Here is a 16,734-nt window from a genome sequence, read left to right on the forward strand (position 1 = left end):
CGTTACGGGACGATCGGCTCGCTCGGCAGGTACTCGAGCGTCACGAACTCGTCGATCGGACGGTCCTTGGCGAGACCGGCGCTCTCGAGCATGTCCTGCGTGGTCTCGATGCCCGCGATCTCGAAGGTGCCGAGACCGTTCTCGGCCGCGTAACCGCCGGTGTAACCGTCGAAGTAGGCGTCCATGCTGAATTCGAGTGCGGCCGGATCGACTTCGGGGCACTTGCTCACCAGCAGGTCGTAGGCGTCGTCCCAGTTGTCCAGCACCCACTTGGCCGATTCCGTCCACGCCGTCACGAAACCGGAGACAGCGTCGGGGTTCTCGGCGAGGTAGCTGTTGTTGGCGACCATCAGGTGGCCGTAGGCGGGCACGTACTCCTGCATCGGCATGACGGTCAGGTCCGGCCGGGCATCGAGGATCGCCTGGGTGGAGGCCGTCGGGTAGAACACCACCAGCGCGTCGATCTTGCCGTCGAGGAACTCGGTGGTGGTCGCGTCGTCGGAGGGGATGACGTCGACCTTGCTGCCGTCGATGCCGGTGGCCGTCACGAACGCCTCCCACATGGCGCCCTCGAACTGATCGGTCTGCACCGACAGCGAGTGCCCTTCCAGATCGGCGGGGGACTTGATGTCCGGCGACGCCAGGATGGTGACCGGGCCGGAGGTCGCAGCGGCACCGACCACGGTGATGGGAAGGCCCTGCCCCGCACCGATGATGGTGGGGGCGGCGCCGAGGAGACCGAGGTCGAACTCGCCGGCCGCGACCATCGGGACGGTGTCCGAGCCGCCCTGGCCGCGGTCATAGCTCAGGGCGAGGCCGTTCTTCTCGAAGATGCCCTGTTCGAGGCCGGCGTAGACCACCGACCAGTCACCCGAGCAGGTCCACTCGAACGCCATGTTCAACGGGGTCAGTCCGTCCTCGGTGGTCTCGGCGTCCGAGGAACCGCACGCGGAGGCGAACAGGGCCGTGGTGAGGCCGACGGCGGCCATCACACAGGTACGACGGGCAGGCAGGGTCATGGATACTCCCGGGGGCTGTAGGGAAAGTGCGGGATTCGGAGGGGGAAGGCTCAGCGCACGACGGTCTTCCACGGGACGCAGACGCGCTCGAGCCAGACGCACACGTTGAAGAAGACGATGCCGACGAGGCAGGACAGCAGGGCGAGGACGAACACCGCGGCGGTGTTCAGCTGGGCCGAGTAGACGGTGATGAGATAACCGAGACCTTCGCGTGAGCCGATGTACTCACCGAGGAGCGCACCGACCACCGCGCCCGGTGCGGCCACGCGGAACGACGAGAACAGGTAGGGAAGGGCGTTGGGGATGCGCACCTGCAGCAGGATCGACAGCTCGCTGGCGTTGGCCAGCTTCATCACGCTCACCAGGTCCTCGTCCACCGAGGTCAGGCCGTGGGCGACGTCGACGAGGATGGGGAACACCGCGATGAGGAACGAGCAGATGATGATGGGCAGGGCGTTGCGGCCGAACCAGATGATGAGCAGCGGGGCGATCGCCACCGTCGGCATCACTCGGATGATGTTCAGGAAGGGGTAGACCAATTCCTCGAACAGGGCGCTGCGGGCCATGAGCACGGCCAGCACCACACCGACCACGATGGCGACACCGAAGCCGCCCAGGGACATCAGGGTGGTGGCCCACAGTCCCTCGAGGAACAGGCCGGGGTTGTCGGCGAAGGAGGCGATCATCTCCGTCGGCGCCGGCAGGATGTACGGGGGGATGTCGAAGACCTCGACCACCACCTGCCACAGGACGACCGCCAGGCCCAGCACGAGCCACGAGCGGGCGAACTTGAAGATGCGGAAGAGGAGTCCCGTCCGGGCGGCGGGGGGATGACCGCCCGGACGGGAGCCTCGGTGGGGGTGGAGGTGGCTGTGGTGGGGACGGCGACGGTGGTCATCGGTTCTGCTCCAGACACAGGCGGATGCGGTGGGCGATACGGGCGAACTCGGGAGAGTCCTTGAGTTCGTTGCGTCGCGGCCGGGGGAAGTCGATGCTGATCGTGTCGGCGACGCGGCCGGGATACGAGGACATGACCACGACGTGGTCGGACAGGAAGATCGCCTCGGCGATGGAGTGGGTGACGAGGATGATCGACGCGTGCGTGGCCTCCCAGATGCGCAGCAGCTCGGAGTGCATCTCGTCGCGGGTGATCTCGTCGAGGGCCCCGAACGGCTCGTCCATGAGGAGCACCTCGGGTTCCATCATCAGTGCCCGGGCGAGCGAGACGCGCTGACGCTGTCCTCCAGAAAGCTGCTTGGGGTAGCGCTTCTCGTAGCCCTTCAGGCCGACCAGTTCGAGCTGCTCCGAGGCGGTGCGGCCGGGGGTGCGGGTGCGGCCCCGCGCCACCTCGAGCGGGAGCGTCACGTTGCGCTCCACCGTGCGCCAGGGCGCGAGGACCGATTCCTGGAAGACCATGCTGATGAGCCCGGACTTGCGGGCCTCCTCGGGTGTACGGCCCATGACCGAGAGGTCGCCCTGCACCGACGAATTGGGCAGGAGACCGGCGATCGCCCGCAGGAGCGTGGACTTGCCGCAGCCGGAATGCCCGACGATCGAGACGATCTCGCGGGCTCCGACGCGGAGGTCGACGCCTTCCACCGCCACGACGGCCTTGTCGCCGCGACCGTGGACGATGCACACGTCCTGCAGGCGAACACGCTCGTCGTTCAGGGTGGCGACGGGCGGCTCCGCGCGGCTGATGTAGGGCTGAGATGACCCAGGCACGCTTCCTCCTGTAGGAAATTCTGGCCGACAGAACATCGACCGACACGGAATGTTGTATCCAGAAGTCTTTACGGCAGAAGGCTCGAACGGTTTCGAAGATGTTTCCGATTCATCCGAATTCCGGTTCGGGATCCCCGCGGACCGTCGATTCGGCTGTTTTCTGTATCCAACTACGAGCGCAGGTAATTGGTGACGGCCCGCGTGGCCGCGACGACCCCGAGCGTCACCGCGTGCTCCGGGTGCGGAGCGAAGCGGGCGTCGTGGTTGCGGGGCGGGGGTTCGTCGCCGTCGAAGAGTTCCGCCGCCTGCACCCCGAAGTTCCAGATCACCGCCGGCACACCGAGAACCCGGGCGTAGTGGCAGAAGTCGTCGGCGGCCGGGAACGGATCCGGTGGGGCGACGACATCGTCACCGAAGACGCCGGTCAGGGCATCGGCGACCTGCGACGTCGCGGCGGGGTCGTTGTAGCAGGCCGGGATGTCCGACACCTCCTCGATCCGGATGCTCACCCCGTGTGCGGCGGCCTCCCCCTCCAGGATGCGGCGCATCGTCTCCTCCACGACCTGCGACACCTCGGGTTCGTAGGTGCGGGCGGAGACGGTGAACACGGCCTCGGCCGGGATGATGTTCTCCTTGGTCCCGGCGTGGAAGGTGCCGACGGTGAGCACCGCCATCCGGAACGGGTCCACGGCGCGGGAGACCACCGTCTGCAGCGTCCCGACCATCGAGGCAGCGGCGACGATCGGGTCGCGGGCCAGGTGGGGTCGCGACGCGTGCCCACCCCGCCCCTGCACCGTCACCCGCCACGAACGCTGGTGGGAGAGGAACCATCCGGGCCGGCACACCACCCGACCCAGCGGAGCGGACGTGACGTGCTGGGCGTAGACGACGTCGGGCCGCGGGACGTGCTCGGCCGGTTCACCGTTCAGGAGCTCGTCGAGCATCGCCAGTGCACCGCGGCCGGTCTCCTCGGCGGGCTGGAAGATGCCCACCACCGTGCCGCTCCAGCCGTCGCGCTCGCGGTCGAGTTGCCGCAGGCAGCCCACCAGGGCGGCGGTGTGGACGTCGTGTCCGCAGGCGTGCATGACGCCGACGACGCTGCCGTCGGGTAGCTCCTGGGTGACCGTACTGGCGTAGGGCAGGCCGGTCTGCTCGGTCAGAGGCAGGGCGTCGGTGTCGGCGCGCACCCACACCACCGGGCCGGGCCCGTTCCGCAGCACCGCCACCAGCCCCGACGGGGTGCACTCCTGGAACCAGACGTCGGCGACGGCGAGAGCCTCACCGATGGCCCACTGGGTCCGGTATTCGGTGCCGGAGAGCTCGGGATACCGATGGAGGTCCCGGTAGAACTCCACGACCTCGTCCTTCAGCCAGGCAGGGTCGATCCCCTGCTCGGCGGCGCGGTCCAGGACGGCAGCGACGATCGTGTCGGTGGATGTGGCAGTACCGCTTCTTTCCACGCCGGAACCTCACTCCATTCTGGATACAAGATGCATTCGACCTCCGGTGCCGCACCGGCGCTCCGCCATCCTGACAGAGAGAGGTATGCGTCCGAAATATCAGGGCGGAGACGTTTTCTCACGCTTCACACGACGACACACCCGCGTAACGACCGATTCCTAGTCTGGATACAACATCCTCGAGTAAGGAGCGAACCGTGAAGAGGCCCCTGAGTCCCCGCGCCATCGCGGCCGCCGAAAGAGTGCTCGCCGACGTCGACGGATGCACCGATCCCGTCGCCACCGCCCGCCTGCTGCCGCCCGAGGTCTACACCAGCGAGGACTTCTGGGAGTTCGAGAAGGAAGCGATCTTCTCCCGTGAGTGGCTGTGTATCGGGCACGTCAACGAGATCCCCCAACCCGGCGACCAGCTGCCGCTGACCATCCTCGACGAACCCATCGTCATGCTCCGCGACCTCACCGGCGAGGTGCGCGTGATGTCGGCCGTGTGCCAGCATCGTGGACAGCCCCTCTTCGGCGGTCTCGCCGGTGAGGGCCGCACTCCCTCCTCCCCCTGCCTCAACGGGCGCAGGATGAAGTGTCCCTACCACAATTGGCAGTTCGAACTCGACGGCCGACTCGTCGCCGCCCCGTCGATGACCGAGACCGTGCCCGTCAAGAAGCTGCGCGAGACCATCCGGCTCCCCCGGATCCGGCACGAGATCTTCCACGGCCTGGTCTTCATCAACTTCGACGACAACGCCGAACCCCTCGCCCCCTCCGTCCGCCGCATGGACGAGGAACTGTCGACCTTCGGCCTCGAAGAGCTCGTCGCGATGCCCGCGGTGGTCTACGAGGACCAGAAGTGGAACTGGAAGATCCACCACGACAACGCACTCGAGCCCTACCACACCAGCTACGTGCACCGCGGTGTGCACGAGGCCGCGCCCGCCAAGAACGCCCGCTTCTTCGACTTCGAGGAGGGGGACGGCCAGATCATGCACCCCACCTACCTCGTCGACGAGAACGCCGGCCTCGCCAGCACCGACGGCAAGCGCACCACCCAGATCATCCCCGGCCTCACCGAGGAACAGCGCAAGCGTGTGATGTTCGCGTCGATCCCGCCGATGCTGTTCTCCATCCTGCAGCCCACCTTCGTGCAGCTCGCGATGATCCACCCCACCGGCCCCGGCTCGATGAACCTGCGTCGCGTGAACCTCTACCCGAAGTCCGCCGTCGAGGAGCCCGGCTTCCACGAGGCGTACGAGAAGTTCATGGAGCGCAAGCAACTCGCCATCCACCAGGACGCGGTGACCACCGAGGCGCTCCAGCAGGGCCTGCGCTCGCGGTACGCGCCCCGTGGCCCGCTGTCGTGGCTGGAATCGAACATCCCGCAGCTCAACCAGTGGCTCATCGAACGCTACCGAAAGGCACTCACCGCCGATGTCTGAGACCTCCTACCTCACCGACCCCCGCGTCATGGAGACGGTCCTGCGCCGCCTCGACGAACTCGAATCGCGCGAAGCGATCACCGGCCTGATGGTCGATTACATGGCGGCCACCGACGCCAAGGAGGACAAGGGCATCAAGGTCGCCCGCCTGTTCACCGAGGACGGCTCCTGGGAAAGTGTGGGCCCCCACGGCAATCCCGGCTGGGCGGCCACCGGCCACGAGGCGCTGATCAAGAAGTTCGACCGCAACGTCGCCCGGATGCCCTTCTCCGCCCACTTCGTCACCAACCCGTCCATCGATCTCGACGGCGACGTCGCCCGTGGCCGGTTCATGTACTTCCAGGCCTGCACCTACCGCGGCGACCAGCCGCTGTGGATCGCGGGTTCGTACGACAACGACTTCCGCCGCGTCGACGGCAAGTGGCTGATCTCCTACATGCGCGTGCACAACTTCTTCACCACCCCGTTCGACCAGGGCTGGGTGAAGGTGCCGCACATGGACACCCCGTAGACCCGTCCCCCACCCCCTGCAGCATTTTCCGAAGGACAACGATGTCGTACCGCCACCAGATCCTGCGCAACCTGAAGTTCGGCACCCTGCCGAAGTTCATGGAGGCCCAGCGCGAGAAGAACGCCCTCCTCACCGCCGCCGGCCTCACCCCCTACTCCGTCTGGGCCCCCGCCTTCGGCGGACTCCACCACATGGTGCTCGAGGCACACTTCGAGTCGATGGCCGAGTTCGAGCGACAGCACCTGGCGCAGAAGAAGATCCCCGAGATGGCCGCACTCAACGCCACGCAGCTCGAATGCGTCATCGAGGGCACTGCGGAGGACCGCCTGCAGCGCATCGGTCTCGACGCCTCGGACGCACCGAAGGCCTGACGCCGTGCCGACGCTGCCCGAACAGTCCTGGTATTCCTGGCACGCCCCCTACGACGCCCTCGACTCGGTGGAGACCGACCGGCTCGAGATGGTCCAGGACGTGTTGTACGAGGCTCTCGACGCCGCTCCCGCCGGTCCCCTCCGCGCGGTGAGCGCGTGTTCGGGACAGGCCCGCGACCTGCTGCCCGTGCTCATCCACCACCCCCGCGGCGGGGACGTCACGGCACGCATGATCGAGATCGATCCGCTCAACGTGTCGTTCCTCGAAGGGGCACTGGGAAGTACCCGGCTGGCGGACGTCGAGGTGATCCACGGCGATGCCGGCACCACAGCGGTGTACGCCGGTGCGGTGCCCGCCGACCTCGTCGTCCTGTGCGGCGTCTTCGCCAACATCTCCCCCCAGGACGCCGCCCGGACCGCAGAGACCCTCCCCTCGCTCTGCGCTCCGGGCGGTCTCGTCGTGTGGAGCACCTACGGCACCCGCGGCACCGACGCCGCGCAGGTGCTCGCCGTGCTCGCCGAGGCCGGCTTCGAGACGGTGACCGTCCACGAATCGGCCGAGCAGGGCTGGACCGTCGGCGCCCACCGCTACCGCGGTGAGACCCGGCACCTGCCCGAGAACACCCGCTTCTTCCGTTTCCTCGCCTGACCCCTCACACCTCGGCGCGTTCGGCCCCACCCTGGTTGACGTGCCGCTGCGTGAGATGGCGGCGCATCAGCATCATCGCCAGCTCCTCGTCGTTGTCGAGGGTCGCGCTGATGATGGCGGCGTGCTCCGACCAGGACGGTCCCACCGCGTGGCTCTTGCCGCCGACGAGGTGGTGCGCCTGGTTGCGCACGGACCGGAGAACCTCGGAGAGGAAACGGGATCCGCTTCCCTCGCCCAGCACCTCGTGGAACTCGTCGTTGAGGGCGTCGAGGGTCTCGCGGTCGCCGGCCTCCGTGGCCTCGTTGCCCTTCTCGAGGATCGTGCGCAGCGTGGCGCGCACCTGCGGGTCGGCCTTCACGATGGTGCGGCGCACCGCGATGAGCTCGAGCGCGACACGCATCTCCCGGACGGTGTCGAGCTCGTGCTGGTCGAGTTCGACGACGCGGACACCGCGCCGCGGCAGCGACTCGACCAGACCTTCGGCCTCCAGCCGCCGAAACGCCTCGCGCACAGGAAGCCTGGAGACACCCAGACGCTCCGACATGCTCAGTTCCGACAGCCGCTCACCGGGGGCGAGCTCACCGTCGAGGATGAGACGCCGGAGCTCGTCGACGGTCTCGTCGCGAAGGGAACGGTGGCGCGATCCGACAGACGACATTGGCTTCCTCACTTGGCTATTGGATACGCGAATGATGCAGTACCCGTGATCGTAGCCGAGTCGACGTGAACACGGGGTTGCGAACTTCCCGCCAATCCATCACCGGTACAAGAGAAATAGATGTTTCAACATCGCGTACACGCGGGAAACATGTCGTTCACCCCGGAAGCCTTCGGGCGTAACGCAGATTGGATACAACATACCAATGACCGTCACGTACTCACACATCCCCGCAACCGGACAGGGTTCCGTCACCGTCAAGCAGCTCGACCACATCGTCCTGCGCGTCGCGGATCCCGAGGCATCGCTCCGCTGGTACGTCGAGAAGTTCGGCTTCCTCGTCCACCGGCTCGACGAATACCGCGCCGGCACAGTCCCGTTCCCCTCCGTCGAGATCCGCCCCGGCCAGATCCTCGACCTCGACGCCCGCAACCCCAAGACCGGCACCAACGTCTCCCACTTCGCCATCGAGATCGAGGAGACCGACCTCTACGCCCTCGTCGAATCCGGGATCTTCGAGAAGATCGACGGCCCCTACCGCCGCTGGGGTGCCCGCGGACCGGCCGACCTCGTCTACGTCACCGACCCGGACGGCCACGTCATCGAACTCCGCCACTACGGGCCCAGCCAGATCGAGGAGTGAGACCGTGCTCGACCTACGCGCCCGCGGCTGCGTGGCGTCCGGCACCACCGGTGCCGTCGCAGCAGGAGCGGAAGCCGCCGCCGCCATCGGCGCACGAGTACTCCGCGAGGGAGGCAACGCATTCGACGCGGCGATCGCGACGGCCATGGCCGAGACCGTCGCACTGCCGTCGAAGTGCGGGCTCGCGGGCGACGTGGTCGCGCTCGTCGTCACCCCCGACCATCCCGAACCCCGCTCGCTCGTCGCCCTCGGCGGCGCGGCCGCGGGCCTGTACGACGCGGCGGCCGCGGCCGACTGGCAGGTCGCGCCCACGGGACCACTGTCCGTCGGCATCCCGGGCGCCCCGGCCGGTTACGCCGCCCTCGCCGCCCGCGGACGGCTGCCGCTCGACCGGCTCACCGCGCCGGCCGTCGAGCTCGCCCGCAGCGGCATGTGGTGGTCGCCGATGAACGCCCTGCTCGAATCCGAGTCGCGCACACTGCTGGCCACCTACCAACCCGAGGGGTGCCGCTACTCCCCACGATCGAGGCCGCACGAGGTGGGCGACACCGTCGTCCTCCCCGGCCTGGCCCGCGCGCTCGAGGAGTTCACCGAACGCGGTGCGGCACTGTTCCACGACGGACCACTGGCCGAAGCCCTGCTGCGCACCGTCGAGGGGCACGGTGGGGTGCTCACCGCCGCCGACCTGCGCTCCGCGGTCGCGGACGAACGGACCGCACCGTCGCGGCCCGTCGCGGAGGACTCACCCCGCGCACTGTTCGTGACACACCTGCCCACCTACGGTGCCGCCCTCGCCGACGTCCTCGCCCGCAACGCCCCGTCGACCGTCTCCCCGGAGACGGTCGCCGCGAGCCTCGCCGCACTGCTGCGCGGGGACCTCGGCACCGACGAGGGCACGTCGACGATCGCCGCCGCCGACGACGAGGGCAACGTCGTGGTGCTCGTGCACTCGAACTCGTTCCCGCAGTACGGCAGCGGGATCGTCGTCGAGGACTACGACCTCGTGCTGTCCAACCGGGCCGGTCGCGGATTCACCTTCACCCCCGACCATCCCAACTCGCCCGTGCCCGGGCGACGGCCCCTCACCACCCTCCACGCCTGGGGGATACGGCATCCGAACGGATGGCTTCTAGGTGCCACCCCGGGAGGGCGCCAACAGGTACCGTGGAATGCACAACTGCTCGGTCATCTGCTGTCCGGTCCGAGGGAATTCCCCGACGATCGGCTGGCAGACGCGCTCACCACCGCCCGCTGGATGCTCGACGCAGACGGCTCGGTTCGAGAGGAGGGACGCGACGTGCCACATCTCGGTGCACGTTCCTCGCACACACTCGTCCGGACATCCCCGGACGGTCTCACCGCCGCGGCGGATCCGCGGTGGGATTCGACGGCGGTGGCCGTATGACCAACGGACTCTCCCTCTCCTCCGTCCTCCCCACACCCGCCAAGGACGTCGCGGTGTGCGTGGTCGGAGCCGGGGCCATCGGGCACGCCGTCGCCGACGCGATCCGACACGACGAGGTGCCCGGGGTCCATCTGACCGCCGTGCTGTGTTCGCGCAGCACCGTCGCCGAGACCGAGCACGCCCTCGAGGCGAGCGACCTGGTGGTCGAGGCGGCCACCGTGGCCGCGGCCCGCGAACTGATCCCGCACGTCACCAGGCTCGGCAAGGACGTCGTCGTCTGCTCGGCCGGGGTGTTCGCGGAGTGCGCCGATCCGGAGGTCCTCGTCGACGGGCCCGGCCGCGTGCTGCTGCCCACCGGGGCGCTCGGTGGCTTCGACATCCTCGCCGCCGCGGCCCGGGCCGGCACCGCCGACGCACGATTGCGGCACACCACCATCAAGCGGCCCACCGCGCTGGGCGTCGAAGAGGCCCTGACCGCCCCGCGAGAGGTGTTCCGGGGGTCGGCGCGGGAGGCCGCGCTGCGGTTCCCCAAGACGTCGAACTCGTCGGTGACCCTCGCCCTGGCCACCCTCGGGCTCGACCGGGTGGAGGTCGTCGTGGTGGCCGACCCCGCCGCCACCGAGACCCGGCACGTCCTGGAGTGGACCTCGCCGGTGGGTCGCTACGAGCTGAGCTTCACCAACGCCGTCGACCCGTCCTCCGGTGGGCGGACCTCGGCGGTCACCGCGCTGTCGGTGCTCGAGGTGCTGGCCGCGCTGGCCCGCGGTGTGGGGCCGGGTGTGGTGGTGGTCGAACCGGCCGGGTGAATCGTCCCGTCCGGGTCCATGGTCCCGCCACGGATCCGGAACAGCCACGCGAACCACCCTTTTGGGACGACTTAGGTCACATTCTCGCCGTCCGGGCGCCATTCGGGTGGCGAAGGTGTGAACACGTGCTGTACACAGTGTGAAACAACACATCTCGCAGGTGGAGGTGTAGCTCCCCACCGGGAGCGGAATCCTCCGTCCACCTGACCGACGACCCTCGGGAGAAGCCTGTGACGAATTCCGTGCGTGATACCCAACAGATCCGGGTTCTCTTCCTCGGCGCTCCTACCGACCCCGTGGAGGCCGACCGCTGGACCGAATTCCGGTCCCGCTTCGCCGATGCCGGCATCGAGATCACCTCCGAGGTCGACGACGACCTCGACTACGCCATCGTGGCGGAAGACATACTCGACGGTTACTGCACTGCAGCCGAAGCACTCTCATTGCAAAAACTGCGTGTCCGTGAGGTTTCGTACTCGAGCACCTGCGCCGATCCCGGCCAGATCGTGACGGCGCTGCTCCACTCGATTCCCGGCGCGGCACCCGTGGTGCCCATCTCCACCGCCTCTGCCCGGATCTTCGGGCGTACCGCGGCGGCCGACGCCGTCTGACACAGCCAGGTGCCCGCGCGGATGCGTTCCGCGCGGGCATCGTCGTATCCGCTCTACGGCGAGGGCATTCCGCCGTTGACGTGGATCGTCGCCCCCACCACGTAACTGGATTCCGGTGACGCCAGGAAGACGTAGGCCGGTGCCAGCTCGGTGGGCTGCCCGGCCCGGCCCAGCGGCGTGCTCTGCCCGAACTCGGGGAGTTCCTCCTTGGGCTGGCCGTCCGACGGCTGCAGCGGCGTCCAGATCGGGCCCGGCGCCACCGCGTTGACGCGGATACCCTTGCTCGCCAACTGGGTTGCCATGTTCTTCGTGAAGTTGTTGATGGCGGCCTTCGTCGACGAGTAGTCGAGCAGCGGCGGCGACGGCTGGTACGCCACGATCGACGTGGTGTTGATGATCGTCGACCCCGGCTGCAGATGCTTCAGCGCCGCGCGCGTGGTGCGGAACATCGCGAGGATGTTCACCTGGAAGGTCTGCTCGAGCTGGTCGTCGTCGAGGTCCTCGAGCCCGTCGACAGCGATCTGCTTGCCGGCGTTGTTGACGAGGATGTCGAGGCCGCCGAGTTCGTCGGCCGCCTTGTTCACCACGTCGGCGCAGAAGGACGCGTTGGCGAGGTCGCCGGGGATGGCCACGGCCTTGCGGCCGCTGTCGGAGATGATCCGCGCGACCTTCTCGGCGTCGGGCTGCTCGTCGGGCAGGTAGGAGATCGCGACGTCGGCGCCCTCGCGGGCGAACGCGATGGCGGTGGCGGCGCCGATGCCGGAGTCGCCGCCGGTGACGAGGGCCTTGCGGCCCGTCAGGCGTCCGGTGCCGCGGTAGGAGAACTCGCCGATGTCCGCCTTGGGCACGAGGTCGGCGTCGAGGCCCGGTTCCGGCTGGTCCTGCTTCGGCGGTGAGATGGAGGGATAGCGCGCGACCGGGTCCTGGAAGTGCAGCTGGTCGGTGCGGGTCCGGTGGGCGTCGTCGTCTGACATGGAGTGCCGTCCTGCGGGTCGAGGTGTGGTTCGCGGTCCTCGGAACGGCTTCCCGACGCGTCGGGCCCGCAAACGCGGCGCAGAGAAGGACCCCGCCGATTGGGCATGCGAGGAACCATTCGGCGGGGCCCGGTGTCGCCTGCCGGGGGGCACAGCGACAGGATCACGCTATCGGTCGGTCGATCTTGTTTCCAGGGCGGGTCTCAGTACGCGCCCTCGCTCGTCACCACGGCCTTGACGGTCTTCGCGATGATCAGCAGGTCGCTGACCATCGACCAGTTCTCCACGTACGACAGGTCGAGCCGCACCGACTCGTCCCACGACAGATCCGACCGGCCGCTCACCTGCCACAAGCCCGTCACGCCCGGTCGCACCAGCAGGCGGCGCTTGACCCGGCCGTCGTAGCTCTCCACCTCACGCCGCAGCGGGGGTCGCGGCCCCACCACGCTCATCTCCCCGCGCAGCACGTTGACGAACTGCGGCAGCTCGTCGAGGCTGAAGCGGCGCAGAATGCGGCCGACCCGCGTCACCCGCGGATCCTCGCGCATCTTGAACAGCACGCCGGCGCCCTCGTTCTTCTCCAACAGCGAAGTCACCTGCTTGTCGGCGTTCACGACCATCGAGCGGAACTTGATCATCCCGAACGGTTTTCCGTCGAGCCCGATGCGCACCGAGCTGTAGAAGACGGGCCCGCGGTCGTCGAGCTTGATCAGGGCGGCGATCACCGCGAACACCGGAAACAGCACGAGCAGTGCCGCGAGGGAGAACGCGAGGTCGAACAGGCGCTTCCCGCTGCGCTTCGCGCCGTGGTAGCTGGGCTTCTCGACGTGGATGAGCGGCAGGCCCGCCACCGGGCGCATCTCCAGGCGCGGGCCGGACACGTCCACGACGCCGGTCGCCACCACGAGATCGGCGCGTTCGGGTTCGAGCTTCCACAGCAGGTCGCGGATGCCCTCGTGGCCGAGGGTCTCGGTGGCCGTCACCGCCACCGTGTCGGCGCCGGACTCACGCAGCGCCTCGACGACGGTGCTCTCGTCGCCGTAGACGGGGATCTTCCGACCCTCGACGTCGACGTGCTCGCCGGGCATGCCCGAGTACCGCGGGACGCACACGCCCACGACGCGGTAACCCTCGCCGATCTGCCGATGGAACGTGCTCGCCATGTGCCGCACGGCCCGGGAGCCACCCACCACCAGCACCGCCGTGGTGAACTCGCCGCGGCGACGCTTCCTGGCGACGATCTTCCGCCACACCCACCGCCCGAACAGCAGGCCGGCGAGACCGGCGGGCAGCGCGATCGCCAGGTAGCCGCGCGCGAGATCCATCCGGAAGATCAGCGCCACGATGGCGACCGCCCCGAACAGGTTGAGCGAGGCCGACACGACCCGCTGGTACTCCTCGAAACCCGCCCCGATCACCCGGTGCGAGCGCGTGCGAAACAGGGCGAGGAAGCCGATCCACACGAGGGCGAAGGCGGTCGAGACCATCGTGTAGTCCAGCGAGCCGAGGCCGTGCACCGTGGTGGTCGCGTCGTGGCCGAAGCGGACCACGTGCGCGAGCAGGACCGCCGCGACGACGATCGCCGCGTCCGTCCAGAACAGGCTGGTGATGTAGGACTTCTGCCAGTCCCATCGCGTGGCCCCGGACGCGTCCGTGCGTCGGTGGCGAATGCGGTTCGCGGACTTGTAGTTCTGCTCCCCGACCGCGGTCATGACGAAAGAACCCTCACCGTGTCTCCTCCCCGAGACGCTGCGGAGCACGAATCACCGATCCACTCGGCACCCGATATCCCGTGTCGACGGCGCCACCTCCCTGTGACGCCCCCACCCGTTATATGTCCGAAATCGTCGCACAAGATCGTTACCGACACGTGGCAACGCGAAGAACTCACCCGAGGTGATCACTTGCCTCCGGGATCAGATGCCGAGTCGGCAAGCAACGGCGCCCAGATCTCGGCCTCTGTGTCGTTCGATCACACGATTTACAGGACTCATCTCCCGCCGATACAAAGCGGAGTGCTGCCTATCTGGGCAGAACACGCAAAAGACAGGTGGCTGCCCATGAGTAAACACAGATCGCGTTCGCGAGTACCGAAGATCGTCGGTCGAGCTCTCGTCACTCTCACGGGGGCAGTTGCCCTGGCCCTCGGCTCGATCGCGGCACTCCTGGCCCACGCCGACCCAGCTGAACCAAGCGTCCTGTTCGTGGTCGACACTTCCGGCTCCATGTACGGCACGCCGCTGGAACAGGCCAAGGAAGCCCTGCGCGCGGGCATCGATGCTCTCGCTCCGGGACAGGCTGCAGGTTTGCGTTCGTTCGAAGGGGAATGTGGCGACGGGGGCCGCCTGCTCGTGCCCGTCGGTACCGACAACCGTGACGAGTTGGAATCTGCTGCCAACGGCCTCTGGGCCGGCGGCGGCACTCCTACGCCCGATGCACTCCGAGCAGCCGCGAACGATCTGCCCTCCAGCGGCGATCGCACCATCATCCTGATCAGCGACGGCTACAGCACCTGCGGCGACCCGTGTGTCACGGCTGCAGAGTTGAAGGATCAGCTCGGCATCGACTTCCGGGTCCATGCAGTCGGCTTCAACGCTCCCAGCAATGCAGAAAGCGAACTGAGCTGCATTGCGAACGTCACGGGCGGTCAGTACTTCACCGCGACGAACACCGAAGAACTCAGTTCGGCCATTTCATCGGCCGTAACCACCGGATCCGGTGACCTTCGTCCGGGGATCGTCTGCGGGTCGCCGACCTTCATCGGTGTTCGCGGCTCGAACGAGGATCCTCAGACTCCGGATCTCGCCTACTACCGGGTGAACGCCAGTAAGAACAAGCCTTATCACGAGGACGGCACCGTCGATCTCGGCATCGGTAGTCGGCTGGCACCGATGTTCGACTTCCTGCAGCGACAGTCGTCCGTGGACTACGACTTCAACTTCATGCCCGTGGCCTACCCGGCCATTCCTGTGAACCCTCTCGACCGTCAGTACCCAGCAGGGTACGCAGAATCAGTCGAGATCGGCGCTGCGAACCTGAAGCGCATCGTAAAGGCCCTCTACGACAAGTGCGACGGGGATACACGTGTCGCGCTGGCCGGATATTCACAAGGCGCGAATGTCATCAACCGCTATCTCGCCCAGAACGCGGAAGAGGAAGAAGTCGGGATCATCAAATCCGTCGTCTTCTTCGGGGATCCCAACGCGCGGCCCGGACGAGTGGGTGAGCGACACGAAGGCACGGCAACGAGCTACACCGGCTTGGTCGTCCGAATGAACATGGAAGCTGACGCCGACATTCGGAATTATCTGAGCGGCCACAGGAACGTGGTCAGCTCGTTCTGCCTGTCGCGTGACGTCATTTGCAACCCGCGCGTGAACAGCCAGGACACGGTGGAATCCGATCTCATCCTGGGATACCTCGGTCATGGCTCCTACGGGTCATCCAATACCAAGATCACCTGTCCGGTGACGGGCCAGAAGAACACCGTCCTCTACGAATGCGCCGCATATCGGATCATGCAGGACCTCGGATACTCGCTTCCAACAGCCGAACCCAAGCCGACCCTGCTGCAGCGAGGGCAGCAGGTTCTGATCTCCCTCGGCGGATGGCTTGCAAGTCAGCCCGGCGTCACGATCTTCGCCTCCGATCCACAAGTGGTCGGCACCTTCGAAACCGATGAGGACGGCAATGCATTGCTGGCGGTGAACGTGCCGGACAACGCGGAGATGGGGGAACACCACATCATCGTCGAGCAGGACGGCCGATCGGCTCGGATCCCGGTAACGGTGGTCGAGTCGACCTCCAGCGCAGAGGATGTCGTGTTCTCCTTCGGGCCGGAGGACGGACTCGATGACCAGCCCGACCCGGGAACGGGAAGCTCGGGCCTGAGCAGCGGAAGTGCAATCATCGGCACGGGAAGCGCAGGGGGCCGCGGGCGATGAACCGACACCGATGCCGGCCGAGAGATCGGCCGGCATCGGTCGTGCCCACAGTCCCGCCTCCTCGGCGTTATGTGTAGTGGCTGTACACAAAGCCGGTGAGTCCCTTCCGGATCGCCTCGACCGCGTGCTTCTGTCCCCGGCGCAGCACGAAACCCGGCACCGGAACCTTCGGGTCGAGCGACATGGTCACGTGCACACGCGTGCCGTCCCCACTCGGTTCGACGGCGTACTCCCCGTCCTGGCTGCGCTGCATGGAGCTCTCGACGAGCGACCACGACGTCGAATGCCCGGTCCACTGGTGCTCCACCGTCACGGTGTCGGAAAACCCGAACAGCGACAACGTCATGCGCACCCGGCGCGGGCGGCCGTCGTCGTAGCGGCTGAGCACCTCCACGCGCTTGTGTGCCGACGACCAGTCGGGGATGTGTTCGACATCCTCGAGGGCGCGCATCACCTGCTCGGGTGAGGCGTCGATGTCGAAGCTGTCGGAGACGCTGACCATGCCGGGCACTCCTCGTGTGCGGGGGA

Annotated in this window: 17 protein-coding genes; 9 read left to right on the plus strand and 8 right to left on the minus strand. The window is 67.5% G+C overall.

The genetic code is table 11. The features are described from left to right. Window positions 1–2 precede the first annotated feature (2 nt). The 4 genes from OED52_RS17670 to OED52_RS17685 form a co-directional block, all read right to left on the minus strand. Window positions 3–1,019, minus strand: coding sequence for an ABC transporter substrate-binding protein (locus OED52_RS17670; RefSeq protein WP_264152138.1), 1,017 nt, complete (start codon window positions 1,017–1,019; stop codon window positions 3–5). A gap of 50 nt (window positions 1,020–1,069) precedes the next feature. After that, window positions 1,070–1,789 (minus strand): ABC transporter permease, encoded by a 720-nt coding sequence (locus tag OED52_RS17675; RefSeq protein ID WP_264152139.1) that lies wholly within the window; start codon window positions 1,787–1,789, stop codon window positions 1,070–1,072. A gap of 124 nt (window positions 1,790–1,913) precedes the next feature. Then, complete coding sequence (locus OED52_RS17680; RefSeq protein ID WP_264152140.1) at window positions 1,914–2,744, minus strand: ABC transporter ATP-binding protein; 831 nt, start codon at window positions 2,742–2,744, stop codon at window positions 1,914–1,916. A gap of 170 nt (window positions 2,745–2,914) precedes the next feature. Further along, window positions 2,915–4,204, minus strand: a complete 1,290-nt coding sequence (locus OED52_RS17685) for an amidohydrolase (protein ID WP_264152141.1) — start codon at window positions 4,202–4,204, stop codon at window positions 2,915–2,917. Between the two features lie 197 nt (window positions 4,205–4,401). Between OED52_RS17685 and OED52_RS17690 the strand changes: the two genes are divergently transcribed. The 4 genes from OED52_RS17690 to OED52_RS17705 are packed head-to-tail and all read left to right on the plus strand — an operon-like array spanning window position 4,402 to window position 7,165. Then, window positions 4,402–5,634 carry an aromatic ring-hydroxylating oxygenase subunit alpha gene (locus OED52_RS17690; RefSeq protein ID WP_264152142.1) on the plus strand — a complete coding sequence of 411 codons (1,233 nt, stop codon included), beginning with the start codon at window positions 4,402–4,404 and terminating at the stop codon, window positions 5,632–5,634. Then, the gene (locus OED52_RS17695) at window positions 5,627–6,145 is read left to right on the plus strand and encodes a nuclear transport factor 2 family protein (protein ID WP_264152143.1); all 519 of its coding nucleotides are present in this window, start codon (window positions 5,627–5,629) and stop codon (window positions 6,143–6,145) included. The genes OED52_RS17690 and OED52_RS17695 overlap by 8 nt, the downstream gene beginning before the upstream one ends. A 41-nt stretch (window positions 6,146–6,186) precedes the next feature. After that, entirely contained in the window at window positions 6,187–6,516 is a 330-nt protein-coding gene (locus OED52_RS17700) for a hypothetical protein (RefSeq protein WP_264152144.1), read from the plus strand. A 4-nt stretch (window positions 6,517–6,520) separates the two neighbouring features. Then, window positions 6,521–7,165, plus strand: a complete 645-nt coding sequence (locus OED52_RS17705) for an SAM-dependent methyltransferase (protein WP_264152145.1) — start codon at window positions 6,521–6,523, stop codon at window positions 7,163–7,165. Window positions 7,166–7,169: 4 nt separating this feature from the next. Here the strand turns inward: OED52_RS17705 and OED52_RS17710 are convergent, their stop codons facing one another. Next, a complete protein-coding gene (locus OED52_RS17710; protein WP_264152146.1) occupies window positions 7,170–7,823 on the minus strand; it encodes a GntR family transcriptional regulator in 654 nt (217 codons plus the stop codon). A 205-nt stretch (window positions 7,824–8,028) separates the two neighbouring features. Between OED52_RS17710 and OED52_RS17715 the strand changes: the two genes are divergently transcribed. The 4 genes from OED52_RS17715 to OED52_RS17730 all read left to right on the plus strand — a co-directional run bounded on the left by OED52_RS17715 (window position 8,029) and on the right by OED52_RS17730 (window position 11,288). Continuing rightward, complete coding sequence (locus OED52_RS17715; RefSeq protein ID WP_264152147.1) at window positions 8,029–8,466, plus strand: VOC family protein; 438 nt, start codon at window positions 8,029–8,031, stop codon at window positions 8,464–8,466. A 4-nt stretch (window positions 8,467–8,470) separates the two neighbouring features. Further along, on the plus strand, window positions 8,471–9,871 hold the full coding sequence (locus OED52_RS17720) for a gamma-glutamyltransferase family protein (protein ID WP_264152148.1): 1,401 nt from the start codon (window positions 8,471–8,473) through the stop codon (window positions 9,869–9,871). Continuing rightward, window positions 9,868–10,677 carry an aspartate dehydrogenase domain-containing protein gene (locus OED52_RS17725; RefSeq protein WP_264152149.1) on the plus strand — a complete coding sequence of 270 codons (810 nt, stop codon included), beginning with the start codon at window positions 9,868–9,870 and terminating at the stop codon, window positions 10,675–10,677. The genes OED52_RS17720 and OED52_RS17725 overlap by 4 nt, the downstream gene beginning before the upstream one ends. 242 nt (window positions 10,678–10,919) lie before the next feature. Next, window positions 10,920–11,288 (plus strand): hypothetical protein, encoded by a 369-nt coding sequence (locus OED52_RS17730; protein ID WP_264152150.1) that lies wholly within the window; start codon window positions 10,920–10,922, stop codon window positions 11,286–11,288. 53 nt (window positions 11,289–11,341) lie between these two features. Here the strand turns inward: OED52_RS17730 and OED52_RS17735 are convergent, their stop codons facing one another. Together OED52_RS17735 and OED52_RS17740 are read right to left on the minus strand one after the other, a co-directional pair. Then, complete coding sequence (locus OED52_RS17735; RefSeq protein ID WP_264152151.1) at window positions 11,342–12,262, minus strand: SDR family oxidoreductase; 921 nt, start codon at window positions 12,260–12,262, stop codon at window positions 11,342–11,344. A 203-nt stretch (window positions 12,263–12,465) separates the two neighbouring features. Then, window positions 12,466–13,974: a sugar transferase gene (locus OED52_RS17740; RefSeq protein WP_264152152.1), complete on the minus strand. Its 1,509-nt coding sequence runs from the start codon at window positions 13,972–13,974 to the stop codon at window positions 12,466–12,468. A gap of 492 nt (window positions 13,975–14,466) precedes the next feature. Between OED52_RS17740 and OED52_RS17745 the strand changes: the two genes are divergently transcribed. Continuing rightward, entirely contained in the window at window positions 14,467–16,206 is a 1,740-nt protein-coding gene (locus tag OED52_RS17745; RefSeq protein ID WP_264152153.1) for a DUF726 domain-containing protein, read from the plus strand. A gap of 67 nt (window positions 16,207–16,273) precedes the next feature. On the opposite strand, the gene OED52_RS17750 is transcribed toward OED52_RS17745, so the two are convergent. Further along, window positions 16,274–16,708 (minus strand): SRPBCC family protein, encoded by a 435-nt coding sequence (locus OED52_RS17750; RefSeq protein WP_264152154.1) that lies wholly within the window; start codon window positions 16,706–16,708, stop codon window positions 16,274–16,276. Window positions 16,709–16,734: the final 26 nt, after the last annotated feature.

The sequence above is a fragment of the Rhodococcus sp. Z13 genome, assembly GCF_025837095.1.
Lineage (GTDB): Bacteria > Actinomycetota > Actinomycetes > Mycobacteriales > Mycobacteriaceae > Rhodococcus > Rhodococcus sacchari.